This is a genomic window from Barnesiella sp. WM24 (genome assembly GCF_004570975.1).
In the GTDB taxonomy this organism is placed as follows: domain Bacteria; phylum Bacteroidota; class Bacteroidia; order Bacteroidales; family Muribaculaceae; genus Muribaculum.
Genome location: NZ_SPPC01000008.1, coordinates 25,544 through 52,199, shown reverse-complemented (window position 1 = coordinate 52,199; position 26,656 = coordinate 25,544). Strand labels below are relative to the sequence as shown.

Here is a 26,656-nt window from a genome sequence, read left to right as displayed (position 1 = left end):
ACGCTTCAATACATTCTTCTCAATAGGATTTATACAAAAGGTCACCGGAAAAACCGGTGACCTTTTCCTTGAATATCCGCGCGGTGTTGACAACAGTGTAAATAACTGTGTTGATAACTTTGTTGATAACTGCCGAACAAATAAATTAAATTAACATTTTGAAATCTGACGGCAACTCCGTAACTTTGTATTGTGAATTTGATGATACGTCATATTGAGTACTTGATGCTGCGACACGAATGTGTGGCAATACCCGGTTTTGGAGCTATCATAGCCCATTACCGTCCGGCGTATATTGACCGTGAGCTTGGTTGCATGTTTCCGCCGTCACGCACCCTTGGATTCAATCCCGACATCACCCACAATGACGGACTGCTCGCATCATCAATAGCAAGAGGGACAGAGACAACCTTTGATAATGCTATGGCAATGCTGTCGAAAGAAGTGGCGGCATTAAAGCTTCAACTTGAAAACTCAGGTGAATTTGCTCTCGGACGCTTAGGCATATTCAGCCGCAGCGACAATGGCGCCATAACCTTTGAGCCTTTTTCAAAGACAGCCATCACCCCTCGCCTTGCCGGATTACGGGCAATAGCCATGACCCCGATATCGGAAACTGTCAGAAACGAGGCTGAAGCCACTGCTTCAGAACAGGCAAACACATCTTCTGTGCGCCGTCGTGTTCTTAACATAGCGGCATCAATCGCCCTACTCTTATGCCTGGGCGTGACAATGACCACCCCGATTATTGAAAACAAGGCGGCATTTGCCGGTATCGCAAGCGGCATCACATCCACGTCTCATATTGAAGAACCGATGTTTGAGCCTGTGTCACAGCCCGACCTTGACTTGCGTATCGCTCTTCCCGCAAAGGAAGAAAGCAGTATCATCAAAAGCGTTGCAGTCGCTGAAATCACACAAAACACCGTACCTGCCGCAACATTGCATCTTGACCCGTCTGACAGATATTACCTTATAGTAGCGTCACTCCCCACGCTGGAGAAAGCAAAGGAATATATCGCCTCTCAAAATCATGGCGACAGAATGGAAATTACTGAAGCCGACGGAAGATTCCGTGTATATATCGCAACCGGCAGCACCATTGACATGGCGCGCCAACCGGTAACTATTGACCAATATGCGATAAGATACCCTAACGCATGGGTGTGCCGTCGTTAATCCCGACATCAATTTTCTCATATATTTACCAGCACAATATCTTATGAGCGATTTTCATAACCTTATTGTCAATCGACGCAGCATACGCCGATATACAGAAGAAGAGATTAATCCCGAGGACGTAAAGACAATCCTTGAAGCCGCACTCATGGCTCCGTCATCAAAAAGCACACGCCCCTGGCATTTCGTAGTAGTGGAGGACTCCGCTGTGCTTGAAGCTTTAAGCAAGTGCAAGGAACACGGAGCAGGACCTGTAGCCGGGTGCTCACTCGCAATCGTGGTGGCTGTGGATGTAGAGGCCACCGACCCCTGGATTGAAGACGCAGCAATAGCCGCTACCTATATTCAGCTACAGGCTCAGGACCTCGGACTCGGAAGCTGCTGGATACAGCTCCGCGGAAGATACACGGCAAACGACATGGAGTCGGAGACATACGTGCAAAATCTGCTTGAAATGCCCGATATAATACTGCCTGTGTGCATAATAACTCTCGGACACAAGGCAGAAGAGCGCAAGCCTCAGGCAACCGATAAGCTCCTTTGGGAAAAAGTGCATATAGGCACATGGAAAGAACGCTGAACGGGATTGAAGGTGGAGTTGTAATACTCGGTGCCGGCAATGTCGCGACACATCTTGCGATAAATCTTGCGCGACACACTCACGTCAGGCAAATATACAACCATAATCTGTCAGGAGCAGAAGTCCTTGCCGCAAAAGTAGGGGCACAGGCTATTGACAGTCTTGATTCGCTATGCACTGACGCGGGGTTATATATCATATCGGTAAAAGATGACGCCATAGCCGAGATAGCACAAAAGCTCAAAGGCGTGGGTGGCTTGTGGGCACACACCTCAGGCTCTGTAGGGATGGAAGCACTTGCCGCAATTTCATGCGACTATGGCGTATTTTACCCGATGCAGACATTTTCCAAGGATGTCGATGTCAATATGCACGAGGTGCCGATATTCATAGAGGGCAACAACCCTGAGACAGCGAGACTTCTCAAGCAATATGCATCACTTATCTCAGAAAAGGTCTATTATGCCGACAGTGAACACAGGGCAAAGCTGCATATCGCCGCGGTATTTGCCTGCAATTTCACCAACAGGCTATGGGACATCTCTGCATCGCTGCTTAAAGAACTTGGACTTGGATTCGAGACAATGCGCCCGCTTGTAGAAGCAATGCTCGCAAAAGCCTGCGAGGTGACTCCCCGGGAAGGACAGACAGGACCGGCTCGAAGAAACGACAGGAAAATCATCAACAAGCACCTTGAAATGCTTGACGGAGAGAATAAAGAGCTATATTCCATTCTTTCAGAAAGCATTATAAAACAATACTATCCTCATGAGCAAGATTAATTATGACCTTGGCAAAATTCGCGCGATAGCCTTTGATGTAGACGGAGTGTTGTCACCCTCCACGATTCCGCTTGGCGAAAACGGCGTCCCATCGAGAATGGTAAATATCAAAGATGGCTACGCGTTACAGCTCGCGGTAAAACACGGCTATATACTATCCATAATAACAGGAGCCGACAGCGAGGCGATAAGAACAAGATTTGCCGCCCTCGGCATCAAGGATATATACATGAAGGCGGGAGTCAAAATAAATATACTCAAGGAGTGGATGGAATGTTACGGGCTCAAGCCGGAGGAGGTAGCATTTGTCGGCGACGACATTCCCGACTATGAGTCGATGTGTCACGTAGGACTCCCTGTCGCCCCCGCCGACGCTGCCACAGAAATCAGAGAAGCGGCACGATATATCTCGCCGGTAAACGGCGGCTACGGTGTGGCACGCGACCTGATTGAAGAAATAATGAAAGCACAAGACTGCTGGATGTCATCAGAAAAGGCATTCGGATGGTAATCAACCCTATACGTTAACCCCAAAATACTTTCCAAATGCCGCTACGAAATCTTGACGGGAAAAAGATTCTCCTTGCAAGCCACTCTCCCCGACGCCGCGAGTTGCTCGGGATGCTCGGCATAGACTTTGACATAGCTGACATAATTGAGGTCGATGAGAGCTATCCCGATGACATGCCGGCAGAATCAGTGGCAGAATATCTTTCAGCAAAAAAAGGCAAAGCCTATCTGCCGACAATAACACCTGACACAATTATAATAACCGCCGACACGGTAGTGATTGTTGACGGCATGATTTTAGGCAAGCCGTCATCGGAAGAGAGGGCAAAGGAAATGCTGAAAATGCTATCAGGGAAAAGCCATAAAGTCGTAACAGGTGTGACCGTGTCTACATCGGTCAAAAGCGCGTCATTTTCAGCCGAGACAAAAGTCACATTTGACAATCTCACCGATGAAGAAATCGATTATTACATCAATAAATACCGTCCCTATGACAAAGCCGGGGCATATGGAATCCAGGAATGGATAGGCGCTGTTGGCATAAAAGGAATCGACGGAAGTTTCTACAATGTCATGGGGCTGCCTGTACACAAGCTTTACAAGCATCTGTCGGAAATAAGCTGACCGCCGGCTTCCATAATAAAGTTGAACCCGCCGGCTGAAGGTGGGGTAAGAAACACGCTACCTTTCAGTAATTTCCCATTTTCAATCACCGGAGCGGTCACCGATGAAGGAACGCCTGACAATACACGGTAGACACCCGTAACCCCATCAGGAAGATAGCGCGATTTCAAGATATGGGCTACAACCCCCATTGTCATGCGAAGATTAAGCTCTATGCATGGAGCTATCATGCCACTCTCCGTAATCAGCATATCAACTCCGAAGTAACCTTCGTAGGCGTCACCGATTATATCAGCAAATACATCGACAAGGAGATCGCGTATCGCATGCAGCCGCTCACGCGCAGCTCCATTTGCAACCAGCAGATCTTCAATCCGGCTGTCATCGGCAAGCATATTTCCGCCATAAGCATCGCCGACAGCATTGAAAAAAAACGAATACCCCACCCAACTGACTATACCGCCGGATATATTAAACAGCATGGCGAAATCACATTTCTTTTCAAGAGCATCCTCGACAAGCACGCTTCCTTGACGACGCAACACGCCTTCAACACGGGCAAGCACACGCTCATCAACAGTATCTACCCTAAACACACCCCTGCCGCTGCTTGACCACGGCGCCTTGACATAGACGGGAGATTCTGAAACACGCCGCAGCAGACTCCCTGTATCGGAAATCTCAACCGGCACACGAGGAAGAGGGAAGTCCAGATTCTCATGCAACCGTTGCATGATTCTTACGGTCACCCTTCTATGACTCAACGAGGCAATAGCGTCGATTTTTTCGTCACTAATTACAGCAGCCCCGGCTGACGAAAGCCTGCGCGACGCATCAAACGACCACCCCCAAGGAGAACCATTGTATACCCCATGACGGCAAGACTTGGTCACGTCAGCCCCGATGCCAAACGAAGCCCTCACAAAGTCAAGCCACTCCCCATCATGACAAACACCTAAAACAGCGTCACAATCAGAAGCGTACCACATAGGCAGTAACGCGCCGTCATCATGCAGGCGGGCGACATTCTGTGACATCGTGAACCTCCGCCTGCCATAAGCGAGCGCGATGTCATTCTCCGGATTAAAAAGATATAATTTCATTATTAAGAGTAAAGTTAGCTATATTTGCAAAAAGAGAAATCAAAAAGACGGTGAAAATTCTGATCATAACATACAACACGGGAAAAGGAATTGCCGAAATCATAAAAAAGGCAAACGCATCACATCACGAAATAATTGTGGCAGCAGCGGAAAAGCAGGAAATAACCGCTCCACCACCGGCAATAAAGATAGGGTCCAAAGCCGACAGGTTAATTCATAGAACCCTCGGCTACATCAGCGACTCGTATCACCTCCATTCGATAAGAGCCACGTCTACCCTCCTTGACCGTATTGCAGAAGTACGTCCCGACATTATACATATTTACACCCTTGACGGAGACTATCTCAACCTGCCGATGCTCGCCTATGTACTGATGAGATATAAGATACCTACCCTCTTGACGCTTTCCAATCCCGCCGACATCTACCAGACAAGAAAAGCCCTCATAAAAAGAGAATCCTACAACCGCAAACTCTTTAACAAAATACTCTCAGACTGGGAACTGCTCCACATAGCTTTTGAAAACAGAGAGATGACATGTCACGAACTGACTGATCCTCATCCCGGATATATAATAGGCCCGGCAGATCCGGCAAGCTCCTACCTGGAGATCTACGAAACCATATGACATCAAAAAAGCCACTCTCACGAGTGGCTTTATTCGTTTTGGCTTTCGCCAAGTAATCAACCTAAAACATTAATTAATCAAAAACACTTTTCATCATTGTATAAACTAACTATCCTAATTCTTCACATCAAAAATACTAACCCTTTTTAATAACTTTTCTAATCTTAGACTGAGTAATTTATTTTACACATTGCAAAGATATATCATGAATTTACATAAAACACATCTATCATAATTCAATATAAAACTAAATTTCTCTATATAACAGATAACAATTTGTCATACACTATATTACAATTATCTATTTTAAATAATTACATAATGTATTTTTTTGTTAAAAACCACCATTATTACATCGTTTTGATAATTTTTCCACCAAGAAACAAGAAATGAATCATCGAAAAGAGACACCCAACCCACTTTTAACTTAAAAACTTCTACACAAAATCGGGAGCAGCATCTCCCGATGTCGCTCCCGATTTTACGCCCTTGCGGGCATTCAACCTTTACTAACTAACATCAATCTTTCCTATTCAAAAATAATACCTATTGAGTTCTGTTTTTTCAATATATATGTCAGCAAGTCAATAATAGCCGATATAACTCCACTATAGCTTTATTTATTCGCTCAAGAGAAAGCAATAAAGACAATAAGTGGCGTGAAAAATCGTCCTTGGACATCAATCACGGCACAAAAATAATAATTGAGACATGGGATTGTCAACACTATCTCATGTCAATATAACACAATATAAGAAATCAAGTGAGCAACAGCCTGAGAATCAACCAAAATCAACACAAGCCATCACAAGACCATATAAACAGTTTCAAAAAAGACATCAGCCGACACCGCCAATATTAAGAATATCCCGCTCAAAAGTATCCCTGTTCTTCGCCCTGCTTTTCAGGCGGTTACGATAGGTGTAAACTGTATTCAACGAAAGCCCGAGAAAACGCGCCATCTTTGCGCTGTCCTCAAGCCCGAGACGCATAAACGCAAGAATCCTCAGCTCTGGAGTAAGCTTCTTAGTGTCAGCCAGCACAAACTTCTTGTCGTCAAGAAGCAGAAGATTCACGTCATGAATAAAATCAGGATATATATTTATGAACGCATTGTCAAATACATCATAAAACAGCTTCGTCTGCTCATCAATAAAACGCCCCGACTTCACCATGCCATACAAATCCTCAATCTGTCCGGCAGTAATCTTGCGGCTGACGGTGCGGTTAAACTCCTCAAGCTTATCCATATACACCGAACACAGCGAAAGGAATTCCGCTATATAAGTTTCCTTTACGGCATTAGCCTTTGCAAGCTTCACCTTTAAATCGCTAAGCCGCTTTAAGTCGCGCATCTTATTACGCATAATCATAAACACCAGAAAACATATCAGCAAAAGGCAAGCCAGCACCGTCCATAATATATATGTGTACCGCTCCTGCTGAAGCCGGTAAGCGCCCTCAACCATAGGGAAAGCCCCCGCGACATGCATACTACGGATTAGTGCGCCGCTCGAAGCGATGTCCTCCTGAGAGGTAAACAGGTAACTATAAGCGCGATTGACGTCACCGCGTTCATACAAGCGCGGACTAATCTGACGAAGCGCCTCACCGTCAGTATATCCATTCACCACCTCAAAATGAGCATTCAGCGTCAAGAAATAAAGCCATAGATCCATTCGTCCCCGGATAAACTGGGCAATCGCAAGATTAGCAGCCGCATCACCGAAACACGCATTACTCATATCTATCGACTCAAGATAATCGCTAAGGGTAGCCATTGCAAGCGACAACTGATTGGAACCGAGATAATGACAGCCAAGATAAAGCTTATGCTCAGGCACATCCTCCGGAGTAACCGAAAGCAAAGAATCATTATAAGCGACATACCGCTCAAAATAGCTGTCATTCAAAGCGTGGGGAGAATATAAAGACGTGATACACAGCAGCGCACTGCGCGCATTTTTAAAGAATGAGCGTTTCAAGTCACTGTCAAGAGACATGGCGTTCACCGAGTCTATCCTCATCAACGCTTCATGTACATACCCTCGCAGAGGCAAAATGTCAATCTGGTTAAGATACAGCCTCATAGCGCGCGCAGAATCTCCATTCTCCCGTGAAAGAGCAATCGCCCTTTCCGAATACGCATATGCCGAATCCACTTGGATATGCCGGAATGCCCCTGCAATCTGCTCCAGTAGTAATATCTCGTCATTATACCCTATGCCGGGCGCTGAAAGTTCCCGGCGCAAAGAGTCTATCAATCCATTGACTTCATCAATCTTGTCCTGCCTGTTTTCCAACGCCTTGTCAAGTGACTTCAACGCCCGGTCAAGCGTAGGCGGGAACTGTGCATCGGCCCGACAAGTCACAGAATAAGCACTTATCAACAAAACAAATATTGATATAATGAAACGGTATCGCATTAGGTCTTTTGGTAAACAATTAGTAATCCAAGGTTTTCACTTACAAATATACATCAAAATTCCGACGCTCCAATCGCATTAACACTTTTTCACTCAAACGAAATCAATAATGCGATTCAAGTTTCTTAATTTAGCAACATAAAAAGCGGTCATTGAAACAAACAAAAATGGCCGCTTCTCACGAAGTGGCCATTTTTGTGCCTTCTTTCAAAGGCTTTCAAACCTAACATAAAACACATTTACTATTATGCACTATTTACATTCGTCACATTGTTGGAAAAACTGACAGTTCGATTTATATCGTTCTTTCAGCATTACAAAATTAATCAATTGTTCATTACATGCCTACTATATACGATATAGATACAAAAATATTAGATACAAATATAAATATTTAATACTGATAATCAGAGTATATCCATGTAATAATATAGATTATGATTGAAACTCAATTAATCCCATTATCTTATTTTGATTTACGATTTCAAACAAAAAGTCCACCTATTTCAGCGACAAAATCCACAAGAACAAATCCGGTCAAGAAGCATTTGCTATTTTTAAGATTTGGGATTACCTTTGCACCATGAAAACATCAAACTTCAGGCAGCAGCTCAAACCGTGGATACTGCCGATAGCAATGGTCATCGGAATCATATTGCATGACTACATCGGCATGGTTGCATTTCTGTCACCATGTCTTATATTTATCATGCTTCTGATTACTTTCTGCCGCGTGTCGCCCAAAGTCTTCAAAATAACACGCTTTATCTGGGCGATGCTTGCAGTCCAGATTATAGGCTCCATCGCCGCCTACATCGCCATCCTGCCATTTAACGCCGACATAGCGCAGGGAGCGTTTATCTGCATATTCTGCCCCACAGCCACAGCTGCGCCGGTAATAACAGGCATGCTCGGAGGATCTGTCTCGCGAGTCGTCACCTACTCTATTTTCAGCAACATTGCGGTAGCCCTGCTCGCCCCTCTGCTCTTCTCCTTGATGGGCACGGAGGCAGAAATAGGATTTATCGAGTCAGCGACAACGATATGCGTCAAGGTGCTTCCACTTATACTGTCACCGCTTGCTCTTGCGCTTCTATTCCAGGTGTTCGCACCGAGAATACATCACGAAATCGCCAATCGCCAGTCACTTTCGTTCTATATATGGGCGGTCGCCCTGATAATTGTGGTAGGCAACGCTGTGAGCTTTGTCATGAAAGAACCTGCCGACCGCATCCCTGAAATGATCCTTATCGCTCTCGCATCGCTTGCCGCCTGTATGCTGCAATTCTATATCGGGAGAAAAATAGGTTCGCGCCTCGGCGACAAGATTTCAGGCGCACAAGGATTAGGACAAAAAAACACCGTACTGGCAATATGGATGGCACTCACTTACCTGAATCCCATAGCATCGGTAGGACCGGCGGCATATGTAGCATGGCAGAATACAATTAATTCCCTTCAGCTGTTTTTCAAGACAAGACAGGAGAAAACCCGACAGGATTAACCCTTATTTGGTTAATTTTAAAAACTTTTATAAAACATCAGCGTTTAATATAATACATTATAATACCAGAGTCATGAACAGCATGTATGAAATACTGATGGAGCTCCCGCTGTTTAAAGGAGTAAGCCGCTACAAGCTATCGGAAGTCGTTGGCACTACCAAATTTCATTTTCTGAAATATCTTTCAGATGAGACTGTGGTAAATGCAGGCGACCCGTGTACACATATAGTGTTCATAATCTCAGGCAAATTGAGAGTAACAATCGCCAATGCCAACAACCGTCTCAAGGTCTCGCAGACACTTGAAGCTCCAAATGTGCTCTCCCCCGAATTTTTATTCGGCAAAGCTCCGTTTTATCCATGCTCGGCAGTGGCTATAGAGCCCACAAGCATCCTACAGATTTCAAAAGCCGACTATACAAAGATACTTAACACAGACGAAATATTTCTGTTCAACTTCCTCAACATACTGTCGCGCAACGCACAAAAGGCGGTTGACGGCATCCTGTCGATAACAGCGGGAAGCCTTGAGGAGCGTATCGCATTCTGGATAATCTCGCTTACACAGCCCGGCGGCACTGACATAGCGCTTACGTGCAAACAGAGAGACTTATATTCAATGTTTGGCGTGCAGCGCACATCCTTTATATCCACTCTTGAAAGCCTTAAAGAGCGCGGGATAATCGAGTATGACACCAACGAGATACGCATTATCTCCCGTCAGGCACTGCTCGACATCCTACACACGACAGCCGACTAAGACCCCGTTCCCCAATATTTGTTAACGCCGGGGAACGGGGTCTAACCATCAGCAAAGTTCACAGATTAATGTCGCCGACGACGAGCCGGTGACACGCACACGCGCGACATCACCGATACGGAAATCACCGCGCGGAAATACACATGTCTTGTTTTGCTGATTGCGCCCTACCATCTGCTCCTTTGAACGCTTTGACACACCCTCGACAAGCACATCAAAAGTCTTGCCTATGTCTCGGCGGTTAGACTCAGCCGACAGCTCGTTCTGAAGTGCAATCATCCGGTTAAGGCGATCAATCTTGACCTCCTCAGGCACATTGTCGGGCATAGTGCGCGCAGCAAGCGTACCAGGGCGCTCCGAATACTTGAACATAAACGCGGAATCAAATCCCACCTCACGCATCAGGCTCAGCGTCTCTTCAAAGTCATCCTCGGTCTCACCGTGGAAGCCCGTGAACATATCGGTGGAGATTCCACAGTCAGGGATAGCGCGACGAATTGCCGCTATGCGCCCGAGATACCATTCACGCGTGTATTTACGATTCATCGCCTTCAGCACAGAGTCAGAGCCCGACTGCACAGGCAGGTGAATGTGATTGCATATATTGTCATGGGAAGCTATCGCGTCAATGATGTCGTCGCTCATATCCTTAGGATGGCTTGTCGTAAACCTCACCCTCATGTCAGGCGCAGCCTCCGCCACCATCGACAGCAGGCGGGCGAAATCCACAGTGTCACCATCGGGCGACACATAATTATAAGAGTTCACATTCTGCCCGAGCAGGGTCACCTCCTTGAACCCACGCTCACGCAGGTCGGCGAGTTCCCTCAATATACTTTCAGCCTCCCGGCTACGCTCCCTGCCTCTTGTATAAGGCACAATGCAATAAGAGCAGAAATTATTACATCCGCGCATTATGCTTATGAATCCCGACACCCTGTTGCCGGTTATCTTCATCGGGATTATATCACGGTAAGTCTCAGTAGTCGACAAATCAACGTTTATAGCCTTTTCACCCGCCTCGACCGCGCCTATCAGCGCAGGCAAGTCAAGATAGGAGTCAGGACCGGCAACCATGTCCACACCATGATTGGCGATAAGGTCATCCTTGACACGCTCCGCCATGCAGCCGATCACGCCTACAATAAGTCCGCCCTGACGCTTACGCTTCAACGACGCAAGATACTGCAAGCGCGAATGAATCTTCTGCTCGGCATTGTCGCGGATGGAGCATGTGTTAAGCAGCACAGCGTCGGCAAGATTAATGTCATCGGTCATGTCATAGCCGGCAGTCGACATCACGGCTGCCACGACCTCACTGTCTGCCACATTCATCTGGCAGCCATATGTCTCTATATACAACCGTCTCTCAGCGACGGCGCCATTCATCTTATCAGTCATAATCAACTATTTTATCATTATTTATATATCATGTCAAGCAATCCTTTCCACGTGTCCATAATCAGTGCAAAATACATTTCAATCACGCCACCGCCATGCACCGCGCCTTTTCCGGATTACTTAATCTCCAATTATTGCAAGTATCGCTTATCAAAATAACCAATCCTCAGATTGAAAAATTTTGTTTGTTGCGCACTTTTATTTACTTTTGTGCAAAATTACGAATTTTTCCTTAAACGACTTTATAATTATCACGACAATGGCATTCCCGATCCTTACAGCTCAAGAAGCTGCCGACATCATTAAGAACGGTGACAACCTCGGCATCTCAGGATTTACCGCTGCCGGTACCCCCAAAGCAGTAACCGAGGCACTGGCTCAAAAAGCGGAAAAAGAGCACGCCGAAGGCAGGCCCTTTAAAGTGAACATATTTTCAGGCGCGTCAACCAACGACCATATCGACGGAGCCCTCGCCCGCGCCAACGCCATAGACAAGCGCACCCCCTATCAAAGTTCAGCCGACCTCCGCAAGCGCATCAACGCTCATGAGGCAAACTACTTTGACCTTCACCTGTCAGAGCTTGCACAGAAGCTCCGTTATGGCACATTCGGCGACATCGACGTGGCAATAATCGAGGCTGCGCGCGTCAGCGACAACGGTGAGATACTTCTCGGCACCGGTGTAGGCATGACACCTACCGTTGCAAAAATGGCAAAAAAAATCATCATCGAGCTCAACGACGCCATCCCCGAATCAGTCGAAGGGCTTCATGACCTCTATCTCCCGCTGGATCCCCCCTACCGCCGCGAAATCCCCATCTACAAGCCGAGCGACCGCATAGGCGACACCTTGCTGAAAGTCGACCCGTCAAAAATAGTAGGAATTGTCCGCACTAACAGCACCGACGGTGTACACGGCTTCTCTCCGCTCGACCAGGTAACCGAACAGATCGGAGCCAACGTATGCAACTTCCTCATCAACGAACTCCGCCGCGGAGCCATCCCCGCCACATTCCTCCCCCTGCAGAGCGGTGTGGGCAACGTGGCAAACGCCGTATTGTTCGGTCTTGGCGACTCACCCGAAATCCCGGCGTTCGAGATGTACACCGAAGTTATCCAGGACGCTGTAGTCGACCTTATGGAAAACGGCAAATGTAAATTTGCATCCACCTGCTCGATGACATTCTCCGATGCCAAAATGGCTGAGGTGTTCAACAACATAGACTTCTTCCGCGACAAGATTCTCATCCGTCCGGGCGAAATATCCAACAGCCCTGAGGTCGTGCGCCGACTCGGTGTCATAACCATGAACACCGCGCTCGAAGCCGACATATTCGGTAACATAAACTCGACCCACGTGACCGGAACAAAGATGATGAACGGAATCGGCGGCTCAGGCGACTTCACCCGCAACGCCTACATCTCCATTTTCAGCTGTCCGTCAATAGCAAAGGGAGGCCTCATCTCCACTATTGTACCGATGGTGTCACACCTCGACCACAGCGAGCACTCCGTAGATGTAATAATCACCGACCAGGGTATCGCCGACCTTCGCGGCAAATCACCGATACAGAAAGCTCAAACTGTAATCGAAAATTGTGTCAACCCCGAGTACAAACAGCTTCTCTGGGACTACCTGAAGCTTACGAAGGGCGGTCACACTCCTCACTCACTCAATGCAGCCCTCGCCTTCCACACTACTTTTGCAGCTGAAGGCGACATGCGCAAGACCGACTGGTCAAAATTTGCATAATCAGCTAATTTTCAATATCATACTTCCGGTCAGCGATTTAAATCACCGACCGGAAGTATTTTTTTTACAACCAAATACTTGACAAGCCGTCAATTATGTTGTAAATTTGCACGTCATTAGGCAATTATCGCCCCGTGACACCATATATGGAGAAAAAAGGTAAAAAAGGCATATCTACATTTTCAGCTCAGATAACATCGACAGTCAGTGTCGCGCTTGTACTCTTGCTGCTCGGCATAATCTCAATGCTCGGCATAGCGGCAAGGTCAATAACCACAGAAATACGCGAAAACATGGGATTCAGCGTGATTCTTTCCGACACAGCCACAGTAACCAATGTCAATTACCTGAAGAAACACTTTTCTTCAACGCAGGGAGTGTCAGGCATCAGGTACTTTTCACCGGAAGACGCCTTGCAAAAATGGCAGGAAGAGACGGGCGAAGACCTCATAAAGGTGCTTGGAGTCAACCCGCTGCCGGGAGAGCTTGAAATAAAAGTAAAAGCCGCTTACGCCTCCACCGACTCGATAGAAACCCTCATCGCCCCGCTAAAGAAGCTGCCCTATATAAGCGAAATCAGCGTACACTCCGACATGGTCGATGCCATCAACCACAACATCAAGTCAGTAGCCCTTATTCTGACAATTGTGGCGGCGGCATTGCTATTCATATCCTTTGCCCTGATTAACAATACAGTAAGGCTCACAGTGTATTCCCGCAGATTCCTTATACACACGATGAAACTCGTAGGCGCCACCGGAAGCTTCATCCGCCGCCCGATAATAAACAGCAATATCCTTGGCGGATTTCTCGCTGCAATCATAGCCGACCTGCTGCTTGCAGGCGCGCTGTTCTACCTACATTCAGCCGACAAAGTAATCGCCTCGGCAATACCGTGGGACCAGGCGGCATGGGTGTTTGGAGGCATTATAGTCATCGGCATCGCAATATGCGCTGTCGCCTCATTGTTTGCCACAAACAAGTACCTGCGCTCCGACTACGACGACATGTTTAAATGACAACGACAAAATAATACACCCCGACATATGGCAACAAACAACAAAACAAGAGCCGACAAAAACTCCGGCGACATAATAGAGACAGAGCCGCGCAGCCGCTTTGCCCTTACAAAGATTAACTTCATCCTTATGGCGATAGCCGGCTTTGTTATCCTGACCGGCTTCCTGCTGATGCTTGGCGGAAGCACCACTGTCGAGTCGTTCAACCCCGACATTTTCTCGACCAGGCGCATAGTGGTCGGCCCGACAATCGCATTTCTCGGATTCATTTTCATGGGTGTGGCTATAGTCTTCCGCCCGCGCAAAAAATAACAGACATTATTATAATCTACAATATATAATATATAAGACATGGACTGGATTGACGCCCTTATACTGGGCATAATACAAGGGCTTTCGGAATATCTGCCGATAAGCAGCAGCGGACATCTTGAAATATTCAAGCAGATACTCGGCGTGCATCTCGACCCCGACGCATCGCTTGAGTTCAGCATCATGCTTCATGTAGCCACAGTATTAAGTACGATTGTAATCTTGTGGCATGAGTTCTATCCCCTGGTAGTGTCATTTTTCACAGTAAAGCGCGACGACCGCTTCTACACCGTGTGCAAGATTCTGCTTTCATGTATTCCGGTGGGGATTGTAGGCGCATTTTTCCAAAAAGATGTAGAAGAGTTTTTCAAGGGCAATCTTACAGTAGTGGGCATCTGCCTTATCGTCACTGCCGCACTACTTTGCTTCGCCTACTTCACCCGCACCCGCGCCGCCATCAAAAATCCCGGAAGTCCTCAGGGCAGAGACATAACCTGGCTTGACGCATTCATCATCGGTTGCGCGCAGGCGATAGCAGTTCTCCCGGGGCTTTCACGCTCAGGCACCACAATCGCGACCGGTATAATCCTTGGCGACAACAGAGAGAAGGTAGCACAATTTTCTTTCCTCATGGTCATCATCCCCATCCTTGGCAAAGGACTTCTTGACCTCAAAGACATGATTTTCCCCGACGCTGCCGCCTCAGCCGCACCTTCGATAGGCACACTTCCCCTTGTCGTAGGCTTCCTCGCCTCGTTCATCGTAGGCTGCATAGCGTGCAAATGGATGCTCGACATCATCAAGAAGGGCAAGCTTGTATGGTTTGCCGTGTATTGTGTCATCGCCGGTATCGTCTGTCTAATCTGGTAATATCGCGATGAATTTTATTGACGGAGAAATATTATATATCGACAAGCCACTCGGCTGGACATCGTTTGACGCTGTAAAGCGCGTAAGAGGCGCGCTGCTGCGGCGCATGAAAATCAAGAAGCTCAAGGTAGGACATGCGGGCACTCTCGACCCCCTTGCCACCGGCGTAATGATGATATGCACCGGCAAAGCCACCAAGCAGATAGACACCCTGCAGGCTCATGTCAAAGAGTATGTGGCTACGATAGCCCTCGGGGCGACCACGCCGTCATTTGATCTCGAGACAGAGATTGACGCGACATATCCTACGTCACACATTACACGCGAACTTGTCGAGGAAACGCTAAAAAAGTTCACCGGCCCCATATCACAGATACCGCCGGCATTCTCCGCATGCAAGGTAAATGGCGTAAGGGCTTATGAACGGGCACGCAAAGGCAAAGAGGTCGTGATAAAGCCCAAGATGCTTGTAATCGACGCTATCGAATTACTGACATTCACTCCCGAAAGCATTGAAATCAGGGTAGTGTGCAGCAAAGGCACATATATCAGAGCTCTCGCACGTGACATCGGAGAAGCTCTCGGGTCAGGCGGACATCTCACTGCGCTGCGGCGCACAAGGGTGGGCACCGTGCATGTCGACAACTGCCTGTCGGTTGACAACGCAATAAAACTCATAGGCGAGACCCCCATCGAAATGCCGGAAGAACAAAGTAACTGACAAATCGGAAATTAACAACATTACCGTATATACGTTTATGAAACTTTCTCAATTTAAATTCAAACTTCCCGATGAGCTTATAGCCACGGAACCATGTGACGTTCGTGACGAGTCACGACTTATGGTAGTGCACCGCTCTACCGGCGAGATTGAACATCGCCAATTCAAGGAAATCATCAACTATTTTGACGAAGGTGACATGTTCATCTTCAACGACACAAAAGTATTTCCCGCGCTCCTCTATGGCAACAAGGAGAAGACAGGCGCAAAAATCGAGGTATTCCTGTTGCGCGAACTTAATGAAGAGAATAAATTGTGGGATGTACTCGTAGAGCCTGCCCGCAAGATACGTATCGGAAACAAGCTGTATTTCGGCGACGACGAGTCAATGGTGGCAGAAGTCATCGACAACACGACCTCACGCGGAAGGACACTGCGCTTTCTCTATGACGGAAGCCACGAAGAATTTAAGGAAGCGCTTTACAAGCTCGGACAGACACCGCTTCCCCCCTACATTAAGCGCGAGCCGGTGCCTGAGGATGCCGAACGCTATCAGTGTATCTTCGCTAAGAAAGAAGGCGCGGTAGTGGCTCCATCGGCAGGCATGCATTTCAGCCGCGAGCTACTTAAACGCATGGAGATAAAAGGTATCGAGTCAGGATTTCTGACCGTACACTCCGGTCTTGGCAATTACAGGGAAATCGACGTGGAAGACCTTACTAAACACCGCATGGACTCGGAGGAAATGGAAGTAAGCGATACTCTTGTTGACCGGGTAAACGAGACAAAAGATGCCGGTAAGCGCGTATGTGCCGTCGGCACTTCAGTGCTGCGTGGAATCGAGAGTGCGGTAAGCATGGGCGGACACATGAAGACTTTTACCGGCTGGACCAACAAGTTTATCTTCCCTCCCTACGACTTTACCGTCGCAAACGCAATGGTGAGCGGATTTCACATGCCCTACTCCACCATGCTCATGATGGTCACCGCATTTGGCGGCTATGACCTTGTGATGAAAGCCTATGAAGTCGCGGTGAAAGAAAAATACCGCTTCGGAGCCTACGGAGACGCGATGCTCATCATCGACTAATCCCGAAGACTCACTCCATCTATACCGCATAGACGCGCTGTCATTGCCCCGGCAAGGTCAGCGCGTATTTTTATCGTCATCTCGCAGGCATTGTCAAATATCTGGTCGACAATCTTTACCTCCGGGTCTTTTACAGCTTTCATCACGTCATTCATCACAAGATACGGGAACGTGAAGCCGATTGTCGCCTGCTCGTGACACTCTATGACAGTGCCTGCCGCTATAGCCTCTCTCGCCGCCTCGCGATAAGCCACGATAAGTCCGCTCGTACCGAGCTTTATACCGCCGAAATATCTCACGACCACGATGACTATGTTAGTGAGATTAAAAGAATTTATCTGACCGAGAATAGGCTTTCCGGCAGTGCCCGACGGCTCGCCGTTGTCATTGGATAGAAATTCAGTGCGCGCCGCCCCTATCATGTATGCCCAGCACACGTGACGCGCGTCATGATACTTCTTCTGAAAGGATGATATAACCTCTTTTGCCTCCGCGGCGCTATCGACCGGGACGGCAAATGCGAGAAACTTGCTCATCTTCTCCTTATACCATCCCTCTGCGGGAGCCTCAAGTGTATAAAATGTGTCACCCATAATCCTTTAGTTTCCTGCAAAGGTAAGGATTATGGGTGACAATCTGAAATTTATTGTCAAGCCGGGGCTTAACCGGCCGTGATTACCCCGGCATCTATGACCGGTCAATAAGAGTGGCTGTCACTTTCCATCTCTTCGGGCGTGAACTGTCCGCGGTCCATCTTGTACCACACATAAGCGATGTATGCGACAACGACAGGAATCAGTATCGACACAAAACTCATCACCTTCAATGTGAAGTAAGTCGACGAACTGTTCTGTATCGTCAGCGAGCTTGACGGATCGGTAAGCGACGGATAATAAGGAGTGTCATTATATCCGGCGACAAAGAAGAGAGAAAGCACGACAATAAATGTGCCGATGCCCGACCACCATATACCCTTTGTATAATGGTCAGACACACTTGACCTGAACACGGCATACAAAACCATCACTACTCCTACAAGAAACAAGACAAGACACCACCACATCTCGATAAAGTTAAGCAGATAGCGGTTAGACTCCTGCAAGAAACTGTGGGCACCGGTAGTGCGGTAACCGTCAGCCATAAGCAACATCCCTACAAAAACGAGGAAAAACACGACGAAGATAACTCCGTTGACAAGCACCCTGCGCTTGTTTAGTCTAAAGAAATGGTCATCGTCACCTACATTGTTCATGAAGTATAATGCAGCCTGCATACGCGCCAGAAACACCACTGCTATGCCAAGAATCCAGTTTTTCCAGCAGAAGATAGCCTCAAATCCATGAGTCGGCGCCCACCTTGAAATCACAGGCGAGCCTGAATCAAGAATATTACCCATCTTGACCGAGAACTCTGCACCGAAGAAAAACATCGACACAGCCACTCCAAGCAGGAAGCAGCCAAGCACCCCGTTAATCATCAGCAGCCAGTCGTAGAACGACGTGCCGTAAAGATTTCCTGCCTTACGCCTGTACTGGAAGCTCACAGCCTGCCCTACAAAAGTAAACAGAATCAGCATCCACAGCCAGTAGGCTCCACCGAAACTGGTGCTGTAAAACAGTGGAAAAGATGCAAAAAACGCCCCGCCAAACACGACAAGCGTAGTAAATGTCAGCTCCCACTTTTTTCCTATCGAGTTTATTATAAGATTACGCTCCATCGGGTTGCGTGTGCAAAGTATCATCGACTGTCCTCCCTGGACAAACAGAAGAAATACAAGCAGTGCGCCCAACACTGAGATGAGCAGCCACCAATATATCTGTAAATGTTCAAGTCCCATAGCTGTTATTCTTTAGATATTATTGATAAATCTTCCTTTGAATGTTTGTTTATCTGAGTAAGCATTATGCTCACCTCGGCGGCAAGCAGAATCGTAAACACCGCTGCAAACATCCAGAAGGTCACTATTACCGACGACTCGCTTATCTGGCTGATTGCCGCGCGCGTAGGCATAAGATTCTGAATCACCCAAGGCTGACGGCCCACCTCGGCGGTAATCCATCCGCTCTGAGAGCAGACCCATACAACGATTATCGACAGCATGCCAACCCAATTGACAAGTCTGTTTTTAAGCCACGACGGCTTTCTATAGGCGGCAAACAGGGCAACTGCGAAAAAGAGCAGCAGATAACCGCCGGCAATCACCATGATTCTGAAAGCATAAAATGTCATCGCCACAGGCGGCACCGCTTCTTCCGGCGAGTCAAAATAGCCATAGCCGAAATACTCATATTTTGACTTCAATTCCTTTTCAGCTTCAGCCATCGCCTCGACGTCGCCGGCAGCCATCGCCTTGTCATAGGCACGCAGAGCCTCATGGGCCTCCCTGCCAAGTGTTATACGCTCGCCGTATCCTACAGTCTTTATAGTGTCGCCGTTTTCATCAATCTCTATACCCTCGATAAGGTCATTGATACCGGGCACAAACGCATGGGGGTCATGAGTCGCAAGAAATGACAACCCATAAGGGATGCTGACATGGAACAGGTAAGGATTTTCATCGTTGCCGACCTCCTTTGACGGGTTAAGCACCCCTAAAGCCACAAGTTCCTGTCCGCGGCTACCATTGTAAAGGCCCTCCATCGCGGCAAGTTTCATAGGCTGATGCTTTGCCACGTTGACAGCCGAGAGGTCGCCGGTCGCGAGCGTGACAAGTATGCCGGCACCCCCGATCCATCCTGCAACCTTTATCGAATCCATAGCCATCTCTACATGACGCCTCTTCAACAAGAACCATGAGCTTACGCCAATCACAAACACTCCGGCTACAACCCAGGCGCTCGAAACCGTATGGGTAAACTTGGCCACTGCCGTATCAGAGAAGACAAGAGCCCAGAAATCGTCCATCACATTGCGCATCTGAGCGGGGTCAAACTCCATGCCGGCAGGCTGCTGCATCCATGCATTGGCTATAAGAATCCACATCGCCGACAAGGCTGTGCCGGCAGCGGTGAGCCACGTAGCCGTCAGATGAAAAGCGGGACTCACCCTCTTCCATCCGAAAAACATAACGGCAATGAATGTCGACTCCATGAAAAACGCCACTATACCTTCTATTGCAAGCGGGGCGCCGAATATGTCGCCGACAAACCAACTGTAATTGGACCAGTTTGTACCAAACTCAAATTCAAGAATGATGCCGGTAGCCACTCCGATGGCAAAGTTTATGCCAAAGAGAAGCATCCAGAATTTTGTCATGGCAAGCCACTTCATCTCCTTGGTTCTCACATAAATGCTTTCCATAACTGCCACGATGAGAGCCAGACCGATTGTAAGAGGCACAAATAGCCAGTGATACATCGCGGTAAGCGCAAATTGCCATCGCGACCACTCTACTACACTAATTAAGTCATCCATAAGCGATTGTTATTATTTTTGTTGATATTGATTTCTATCCTCATCAATAAGCGCACTTCTTACAGCCTGGGCACGCTCACGGTCATCATCATAGTCTCTTTTAAGTATATCGGGGAAGAAAAAGAGCTTAAACACAAAAAACAGTATAAATAATTTAAGGATAATCATAAGCCACAGATAGCGACCTACGGTCATTGAACGGAAACCATCGCGATAGAAACGGTAAATCCGCATAAATATATTGCCCTTCACGGACTCTTGTATAGGGTTCATGATATATTTGCTTTTAACAAAAGTAAACTTTACTTTTATTAAAAACAAATTAAATCACTTAATAGTTTCACAGTATCGGAATAAGGCGGCCGGAGCAGTCACAAAAGATAAAAACGCTCACGTAAAGACACAAAAAAAGCTGATCACTTAGTGGTCAGCTTATTTCATGCTGTTTGAATAATAATTATTCAGCAACAACTGCAGAGTCAGCTACAACAGCAGCAGAGTCAGCAACTACTGAATCAGCAGGAGCTACTTCTTCAACAGCTACAACTTCTTCCTCTACAACAACTGCAGAATCAGCAGCAGCGTCAGTAGCCTCAGATGACTTGCAAGCGAACATTGATACGCTGAACATAACAGCAAGTAATAAAACTAACTTTTTCATTTCTTTGTGAATTAATAATAAAACAATTTTTAGCTTCAAAAACGTTGCAAAGTTAATACAAAATTGGAATACTACAACATTTTTTAGAATATTTTTTTGCAGCAAAATGCGTTTTTATTAAACAGCGCAAAATTGTGCATTATTTTAACTTGATTTTTAATAATTTACGCGTTTACCTTGTGGTTGACCTCAGCCCTGCGTGCATCAGCAATCTTATTAGCCATCACTACAGCCTTCGTTATATGGTCGCAGATATGGTCGTTTCCGACAAGACTGTCGATACCCGACTTGACAAGAGTCTGGCGCACCTGCTGGTTTACTCCCGACAACACAACGTGTATACCCTCGCTCTGCGACGACTTGATAAGAAGTTCAAGGTTATGCACGGCAGTGGCATCGATAAACGGCACCTTACGCATGCGGATTATGCGCACAACCGGTTTGGTGCCGAGGGTCGACCTCATCGTCTCGTCAAACTTGGTAGCTACGCCAAAGAAAAACGGTCCGTCGATTTCATATACACTCACACCCTGCGCCACATCAAGCACTTCATGCTGCGTCAGCTCTGTCCCCTCAGCAACATCGAGCTGCTCGGAATACACCTTGATTTCGGTATTTTCCATGACTCGGCGCAAAAACAATATGACCGCCAGCAGCAGACCGATCTCTATGGCTATCGTAAGGTCAAATATAACAGTAAGGAGGAATGTCACCACAAGCACTGACACGTCACTCTTCGGAGCCTTGAAGATTCCTACCACTGTACGCCATCCGCTCATATTATATGACACGACAATAAGCACGGCGGCAAGGCAGCTCATCGGCACCAGGTTGATAAGAGGCATAAGGAAGAGGAATATCAACAGAAGCACGACTGTGTGTATGATTCCGGCAACCGGTGTACGACCGCCGTTGGTGATATTGGTCATTGTACGCGCGATAGCGCCCGTCACGGGTATGCCGCCGAAAAACGGCACGACAACATTTGCTATACCCTGACCTATAAGCTCCGTGTTGCTGTTAGTGCGCGAGCCTGTCACACCATCGGCGACAGTCGCGGAAAGCAACGACTCGATGGCACATAATATAGCGATTGTAAATGCCGAGGGCATAAGCATGTTTATAGTGTTCATCGACAGTTCAAAGCCTTGTGGCTGAGGGATGTCGGTAGGAAGACTGCCGAAGCGGTCGCCGATAGTCTCCACTTCCATGCCGGGAATCAAGCCCTCCATAAAATATACAAGCGCCGTTACTATCACAATAGCGATAAGCGAACCGGGAAGTTTCTTTGACAACTTCGGAGTAAACACGATTATCAACAGCGACACGATGCCGACTCCAAGCGTAGGCAGGTCGATGTTACCGAAGTTAGAGATAAACACCCCCCACTTTGAGAAGAAATCGCTCGGCACATCTTTCAGTCCAAGCCCGAAAAAGTCGTTAATCTGCGTAGAGAAGATTGTAAGCGCGATACCGCTCGTAAACCCAACGACAATCGGATAAGGGATAAACTTGATGACAGTGCCAAGATGAAACAGCCCTAAAAGAATCAGTATAAGTCCTGCCATCAGAGTCGCGATTGCGAGCCCCTGCAATCCGAAATTCTGGATGATGCTGTAGACTATTACGATAAACGCGCCTGTAGGGCCGCCGATCTGGACAGAGTTACCTCCACAAGCCGACACAAGAAAACCACCTATGATAGCGGTAATCAATCCCACAGTCGGGCTTACACCTGAAGCGATACCAAATGCGATAGCAAGCGGGAGTGCCACGATACCGACTACTATACCCGCGATAAGGTCGTCTTTAAAACGACTCAATGAATAGTGACGCAACGCCGAAACCAATTTCGGACGAAAGTCAATTGTACCTGAAAGATTCATCTCAAACGATGATAAAGTTTAACAATTTTTATAGATTGGAAAATGAAAGCGCAAATTTAATAAAAAATCCTATTCCCGACAAAAACATGACACAACTGTAAATAAACTGTAAAGACTCTCTCAAAATATCCCCATCTTACAAGCAACGGCGAGCAGAAGTTCTCCTAACATCTCCCGGCTTCGCCCGGTCAGGCTTACATCCGCGACATCAGCGTCTACACGTGGATGTCGCGGATGTCGTAAGGAGTCTCCTGATATACGAAATAGTTCAGCCAGTTGCTGAACAGCAGGTTGGCATGGGAACGCCAACGCACGATAGGACCTTTCGCAGGGTCATCGTCAACATAGTAATGTGCCGGCACTGACGGGTTCATGCCCTTTTCAAGATCACGGCGATACTCGAAATCAAGGGTCCCGGGCGAGTATTCAGAATGTCCGGTAATAAAAAACTCCCTGCCGTTTCGTGCCATCACCATGTATACCCCGCTTTCAGGGCTTTCAGCAATTATGTCAAGCCCATTCACAGCCTCCACCTCTTCACGCCTCAACTCACTGAAGCGGCTGTGGGGCACATAAAACTCATCGTCAAACCCACGGAATATGGGATTGCGCGGATCACTGACATAATGAGGAAACACTCCGGAGATTTTATGGTCGATGACATGTTTCGGCACACCGTAGTGGTGATACAGCCCGGCAAACGCAGCCCAGCATATATATAATGTAGAGGTGACATGGGTACGCGCCCAGTCAAATATGCCACATAGCTCTTCCCAGTAGTCGACCTCTTCAAAATCCACTTTTTCCACCGGAGCGCCTGTTATTATGAATCCGTCATAGTTTTGTCCGCGTATATCCTCAAAGGTCTTGTAAAACTCTTCGACATGCTCGCGTGGAGTATTACGCGACACATGTGATGCCGTGTCGATAAGGTCAAGCTCAATCTGCAGCGGCGTATTGGATATAAGCCTCAACAGATCGGTCTCCGTCATTATCTTCAGCGGCATGAGATTTAAGATACCGATACGAAGCGGACGGATGTCCTGTGACGAGGCGCGTTGCTCGTCAATGACAAATATGTTTTCTTCGCGGAGTGTCTCGACTGCTGGCAGTGACACAGGGACTCTTACTGGCATAATTATAATGAATTGTCGGTTTTTAATAAAGCAAAAGCGGCATCTCTGCCAAGATTGACTCTCTCCGGATAATGGGCGTCACTGTTGACCACCATCTTCACTCCGGCATCGGCAAGCCTCTGCCAGTAGCGGAGCGACGGGAAAAAGCGACCTGCCGACACGTAAGTCTTTGTATTAATCTCGGCAATAATATCCTTCTCTATCACGAGGTCAATAAGGTCGTTTACCAGGCGGCAATACCAGTCTTCATCCTCTATGCCCGGCCGGAACAAAGAGGCATTGTGACCTATCTTGTCAAGATGACCGATTATGTCAAATCCTCCGGCTTCGACCATCGCCATTGACTGGTGGTAAAACAGGTTGACGACATGGCGTATGTCATTACTGAAATATTCAGCCATCTTCACCTTGAACGACTCAAAACTGCCGTCGACATCTACATATCCCTTGTCTGACGGGACAAAATGCACTGACCCTATGCGATAATCCAGCGGCAAATTCCTGAAATAAGGAGTCGCCGCCCCCCAGTTGTCACCGAGATAGTCGATTTCCATCGAAGCATAAAGACTGATTCGGTCACCATATATCCCCTTCAGCCTCTCCACCTCCGAGAGGTAGGTCTCGACATCCCCGGCATACATGTTGCACGGCGACTCAAACGGCACCGGCGAGTGAGGCGAAAATCCCCAGTGCTGCATGCCGGCGTCAATCGCCGCACGAGTCATCACCTCCATGTCGACACGTCCGTCGCAAAACTGAGTGTGACTATGAAAATTATATTTGTCGGTAGAGCCGTATATGGCAATAATGTCAGTATCAGTCATGAATCAGTCCTCAACTATATTAAACGATTTGGAATAAACTACCTTGCGCATAAACCACACGCAGACAAGCAATGCTGAAACGAGCCCTGCGCCGACCGACAACGAGTAGTCGAGATGGAATCCTTCAGGAGCAAACAATATATAGGTCATGCATACACATGTCATGAACATCGCCGGAATCATGGTTATCCAGTAAATCTTTCCATGTCGTGCGAGATAAACGGTTATCGCCCAAAGGGTAAACACGGAAAGAGCCTGATTGCACCACGCGAAATATCGCCAGAGGATTTCAAAATCCATCTGCATGATAAAAAATGTGATTGCAAAAATCGGGATAGAGACAATAAGACGACGCACGATGGTGCGCTGGTCGTAACGCATAAAATCAGCAGCAATCAGGCGCGCGCTTCTCAAAGCGGTGTCGCCGGTAGTGATCGGGGCGGCGATTACGCCAAGTATCGCCAACACTCCTCCGAAAGCGCCCAGCCAGCTGATAGAGATGTCGTGGACAAGAGCGCCCGCTCCACCGCCTGCCGACAGATATTCGCCAAGCTGACCATATCCTCCGGTAAATGCTATCGCGGCGGCAGCCCATATGAGCGCCACAAGCCCCTCAGCCACCATCGCGCCATAAAACACCGGGCGCGCAAGCCTCTCGTTTTTAAGACACCGCGCCATCATCGGCGACTGCGTGGCATGAAATCCCGAGATAGCACCGCAAGCGATAGAGACAAACATCATGGGGAACAGAGGCATTGACCCTGCATCAGCCCTGCGGTTGTACAATCCTTCCGACAACCCGTCAGGAATGGTCACATCACCAAATATCAGCACACACATTATGCCTGCGGCCATGAATAACAGCGCAAAGCCAAAGACAGGATATATATTGCCGATAAGCTTGTCGATAGGCAATACCGTAGCAAGCATATAATACAGGAATATCGCAAATATCCAGAAGCGGGTATCCATCCATTCCGGTGTCATGCCGGCGATAAGGCCCGCCGGGGTGAGCACAAACACGGCACCGACAAGCACCATAAGAAGCAGCGAGAACACTCTCATCAGCTGCTTGACTCCGCCGCCGAGTTCATTTCCGACAATCTCCGGCAGAGACGCACCGTCGCGGCGCACGGAAATCACGCCCGACAAAAAATCATGCACGGCACCGGCAAACACGGTCCCGAGCACAATCCAAAGGAAGGCAGCCGGACCAAACATGATACCCATTATCGCACCGAATATAGGTCCCAGCCCTGCTATATTAAGAAATTGAATCAAAAATACTTTCCACACGGGAAGAGGCATATAGTCCACCCCGTCCTGCCTGGTGTAGCATGGCATCTGACGTTTCGGGTCACATCCTATGACCCGCTCAACAAGCATGCCGTAAACAAAGTAGCCGGCGACAAGCACCACCACTGCTACAAGAAATGTGGTCATAAACAGCTATTATCTAATTAAGTGAATAA

The 26,656-nt window shown here is 47.6% G+C and carries 26 protein-coding genes; 14 read left to right on the top strand and 12 right to left on the bottom strand.

The features are described from left to right. Positions 1-201 precede the first annotated feature (201 nt). The 5 genes from E4T81_RS09810 to E4T81_RS09790 are packed head-to-tail and all read left to right on the top strand — an operon-like array spanning position 202 to position 3,675. Positions 202-1,179, top strand: coding sequence for a hypothetical protein (locus tag E4T81_RS09810; RefSeq protein ID WP_256371513.1), 978 nt, complete (start codon positions 202-204; stop codon positions 1,177-1,179). 43 nt (positions 1,180-1,222) lie between these two features. Next, a complete protein-coding gene (locus E4T81_RS09805) occupies positions 1,223-1,759 on the top strand; it encodes a nitroreductase family protein (RefSeq protein ID WP_135044048.1) in 537 nt (178 codons plus the stop codon). Then, complete coding sequence (locus E4T81_RS09800) at positions 1,744-2,541, top strand: Rossmann-like and DUF2520 domain-containing protein (RefSeq protein WP_135044046.1); 798 nt, start codon at positions 1,744-1,746, stop codon at positions 2,539-2,541. The genes E4T81_RS09805 and E4T81_RS09800 overlap by 16 nt, the downstream gene beginning before the upstream one ends. Further along, the gene (locus tag E4T81_RS09795) at positions 2,528-3,052 is read left to right on the top strand and encodes an HAD family hydrolase (protein ID WP_135044044.1); all 525 of its coding nucleotides are present in this window, start codon (positions 2,528-2,530) and stop codon (positions 3,050-3,052) included. Before E4T81_RS09800 ends, E4T81_RS09795 begins: the two co-directional genes overlap by 14 nt. A gap of 35 nt (positions 3,053-3,087) precedes the next feature. Then, positions 3,088-3,675: a Maf family nucleotide pyrophosphatase gene (locus tag E4T81_RS09790; RefSeq protein ID WP_135044042.1), complete on the top strand. Its 588-nt coding sequence runs from the start codon at positions 3,088-3,090 to the stop codon at positions 3,673-3,675. On the opposite strand, the gene E4T81_RS09785 is transcribed toward E4T81_RS09790, so the two are convergent. Further along, positions 3,648-4,778: a hypothetical protein gene (locus tag E4T81_RS09785; protein WP_135044040.1), complete on the bottom strand. Its 1,131-nt coding sequence runs from the start codon at positions 4,776-4,778 to the stop codon at positions 3,648-3,650. The two genes, E4T81_RS09790 and E4T81_RS09785, sit on opposite strands and share 28 nt — an antisense overlap. 50 nt (positions 4,779-4,828) lie before the next feature. Between E4T81_RS09785 and E4T81_RS09780 the strand changes: the two genes are divergently transcribed. Next, positions 4,829-5,407 carry a hypothetical protein gene (locus tag E4T81_RS09780; RefSeq protein WP_135044038.1) on the top strand — a complete coding sequence of 193 codons (579 nt, stop codon included), beginning with the start codon at positions 4,829-4,831 and terminating at the stop codon, positions 5,405-5,407. An 839-nt stretch (positions 5,408-6,246) separates the two neighbouring features. Here the strand turns inward: E4T81_RS09780 and E4T81_RS09775 are convergent. Next, positions 6,247-7,779: a DUF6377 domain-containing protein gene (locus tag E4T81_RS09775; RefSeq protein WP_135044036.1), complete on the bottom strand. Its 1,533-nt coding sequence runs from the start codon at positions 7,777-7,779 to the stop codon at positions 6,247-6,249. A gap of 637 nt (positions 7,780-8,416) precedes the next feature. Between E4T81_RS09775 and E4T81_RS09770 the strand changes: the two genes are divergently transcribed. Both E4T81_RS09770 and E4T81_RS09765 read left to right on the top strand, forming a co-directional pair. Beyond that, positions 8,417-9,337: a bile acid:sodium symporter family protein gene (locus E4T81_RS09770; RefSeq protein ID WP_135044034.1), complete on the top strand. Its 921-nt coding sequence runs from the start codon at positions 8,417-8,419 to the stop codon at positions 9,335-9,337. A 73-nt stretch (positions 9,338-9,410) separates the two neighbouring features. Further along, complete coding sequence (locus tag E4T81_RS09765; RefSeq protein WP_135044032.1) at positions 9,411-10,097, top strand: Crp/Fnr family transcriptional regulator; 687 nt, start codon at positions 9,411-9,413, stop codon at positions 10,095-10,097. 48 nt (positions 10,098-10,145) lie between these two features. On the opposite strand, the gene miaB is transcribed toward E4T81_RS09765, so the two are convergent. Beyond that, complete coding sequence (gene miaB, locus E4T81_RS09760) at positions 10,146-11,498, bottom strand: tRNA (N6-isopentenyl adenosine(37)-C2)-methylthiotransferase MiaB (protein WP_135044030.1); 1,353 nt, start codon at positions 11,496-11,498, stop codon at positions 10,146-10,148. Positions 11,499-11,757: 259 nt separating this feature from the next. Here miaB and E4T81_RS09755 point away from each other — a divergent pair, with 259 nt between their 5' ends. The 6 genes from E4T81_RS09755 (at position 11,758) to queA (ending at position 17,263) form a co-directional block, all read left to right on the top strand. Further along, the gene (locus E4T81_RS09755; protein WP_135044028.1) at positions 11,758-13,251 is read left to right on the top strand and encodes a succinate CoA transferase; all 1,494 of its coding nucleotides are present in this window, start codon (positions 11,758-11,760) and stop codon (positions 13,249-13,251) included. A gap of 146 nt (positions 13,252-13,397) precedes the next feature. After that, complete coding sequence (locus tag E4T81_RS09750; RefSeq protein ID WP_135044026.1) at positions 13,398-14,270, top strand: ABC transporter permease; 873 nt, start codon at positions 13,398-13,400, stop codon at positions 14,268-14,270. A 27-nt stretch (positions 14,271-14,297) separates the two neighbouring features. Beyond that, positions 14,298-14,582 carry a DUF3098 domain-containing protein gene (locus E4T81_RS09745; protein WP_135044024.1) on the top strand — a complete coding sequence of 95 codons (285 nt, stop codon included), beginning with the start codon at positions 14,298-14,300 and terminating at the stop codon, positions 14,580-14,582. Positions 14,583-14,621: 39 nt separating this feature from the next. Next, positions 14,622-15,452 carry an undecaprenyl-diphosphate phosphatase gene (locus tag E4T81_RS09740; RefSeq protein ID WP_135044022.1) on the top strand — a complete coding sequence of 277 codons (831 nt, stop codon included), beginning with the start codon at positions 14,622-14,624 and terminating at the stop codon, positions 15,450-15,452. Positions 15,453-15,459: 7 nt separating this feature from the next. Then, positions 15,460-16,173, top strand: a complete 714-nt coding sequence (gene truB / locus E4T81_RS09735) for a tRNA pseudouridine(55) synthase TruB (RefSeq protein ID WP_135044020.1) — start codon at positions 15,460-15,462, stop codon at positions 16,171-16,173. Positions 16,174-16,210: 37 nt separating this feature from the next. Next, positions 16,211-17,263: a tRNA preQ1(34) S-adenosylmethionine ribosyltransferase-isomerase QueA gene (gene queA / locus E4T81_RS09730; protein WP_135044018.1), complete on the top strand. Its 1,053-nt coding sequence runs from the start codon at positions 16,211-16,213 to the stop codon at positions 17,261-17,263. Here the strand turns inward: queA and E4T81_RS09725 are convergent. The 9 genes from E4T81_RS09725 to E4T81_RS09685 form a co-directional block, all read right to left on the bottom strand. Further along, the gene (locus tag E4T81_RS09725) at positions 17,260-17,856 is read right to left on the bottom strand and encodes a YigZ family protein (RefSeq protein WP_135044016.1); all 597 of its coding nucleotides are present in this window, start codon (positions 17,854-17,856) and stop codon (positions 17,260-17,262) included. The genes queA and E4T81_RS09725 overlap by 4 nt on opposite strands. A 104-nt stretch (positions 17,857-17,960) precedes the next feature. After that, positions 17,961-19,100, bottom strand: a complete 1,140-nt coding sequence (locus E4T81_RS09720) for a cytochrome d ubiquinol oxidase subunit II (protein WP_135044014.1) — start codon at positions 19,098-19,100, stop codon at positions 17,961-17,963. A gap of 5 nt (positions 19,101-19,105) precedes the next feature. Further along, the gene (locus tag E4T81_RS09715; protein WP_135044012.1) at positions 19,106-20,677 is read right to left on the bottom strand and encodes a cytochrome ubiquinol oxidase subunit I; all 1,572 of its coding nucleotides are present in this window, start codon (positions 20,675-20,677) and stop codon (positions 19,106-19,108) included. Between the two features lie 12 nt (positions 20,678-20,689). Next, positions 20,690-20,950 (bottom strand): DUF4492 domain-containing protein, encoded by a 261-nt coding sequence (locus E4T81_RS09710; RefSeq protein ID WP_135044010.1) that lies wholly within the window; start codon positions 20,948-20,950, stop codon positions 20,690-20,692. A gap of 184 nt (positions 20,951-21,134) precedes the next feature. After that, positions 21,135-21,443, bottom strand: a complete 309-nt coding sequence (locus E4T81_RS09705; protein ID WP_245207052.1) for a hypothetical protein — start codon at positions 21,441-21,443, stop codon at positions 21,135-21,137. A gap of 59 nt (positions 21,444-21,502) precedes the next feature. Further along, positions 21,503-23,224 carry a SulP family inorganic anion transporter gene (locus E4T81_RS09700; protein WP_135044008.1) on the bottom strand — a complete coding sequence of 574 codons (1,722 nt, stop codon included), beginning with the start codon at positions 23,222-23,224 and terminating at the stop codon, positions 21,503-21,505. A 215-nt stretch (positions 23,225-23,439) separates the two neighbouring features. Further along, positions 23,440-24,360, bottom strand: coding sequence for a homoserine O-succinyltransferase (gene metA, locus E4T81_RS09695; RefSeq protein WP_135044006.1), 921 nt, complete (start codon positions 24,358-24,360; stop codon positions 23,440-23,442). A 2-nt stretch (positions 24,361-24,362) separates the two neighbouring features. Further along, positions 24,363-25,184 carry a histidinol-phosphatase gene (locus E4T81_RS09690; protein ID WP_135044004.1) on the bottom strand — a complete coding sequence of 274 codons (822 nt, stop codon included), beginning with the start codon at positions 25,182-25,184 and terminating at the stop codon, positions 24,363-24,365. 3 nt (positions 25,185-25,187) lie between these two features. Beyond that, entirely contained in the window at positions 25,188-26,627 is a 1,440-nt protein-coding gene (locus E4T81_RS09685) for a carbon starvation protein A (protein WP_135044002.1), read from the bottom strand. Between the last annotated feature and the right edge of the window lie 29 nt (positions 26,628-26,656).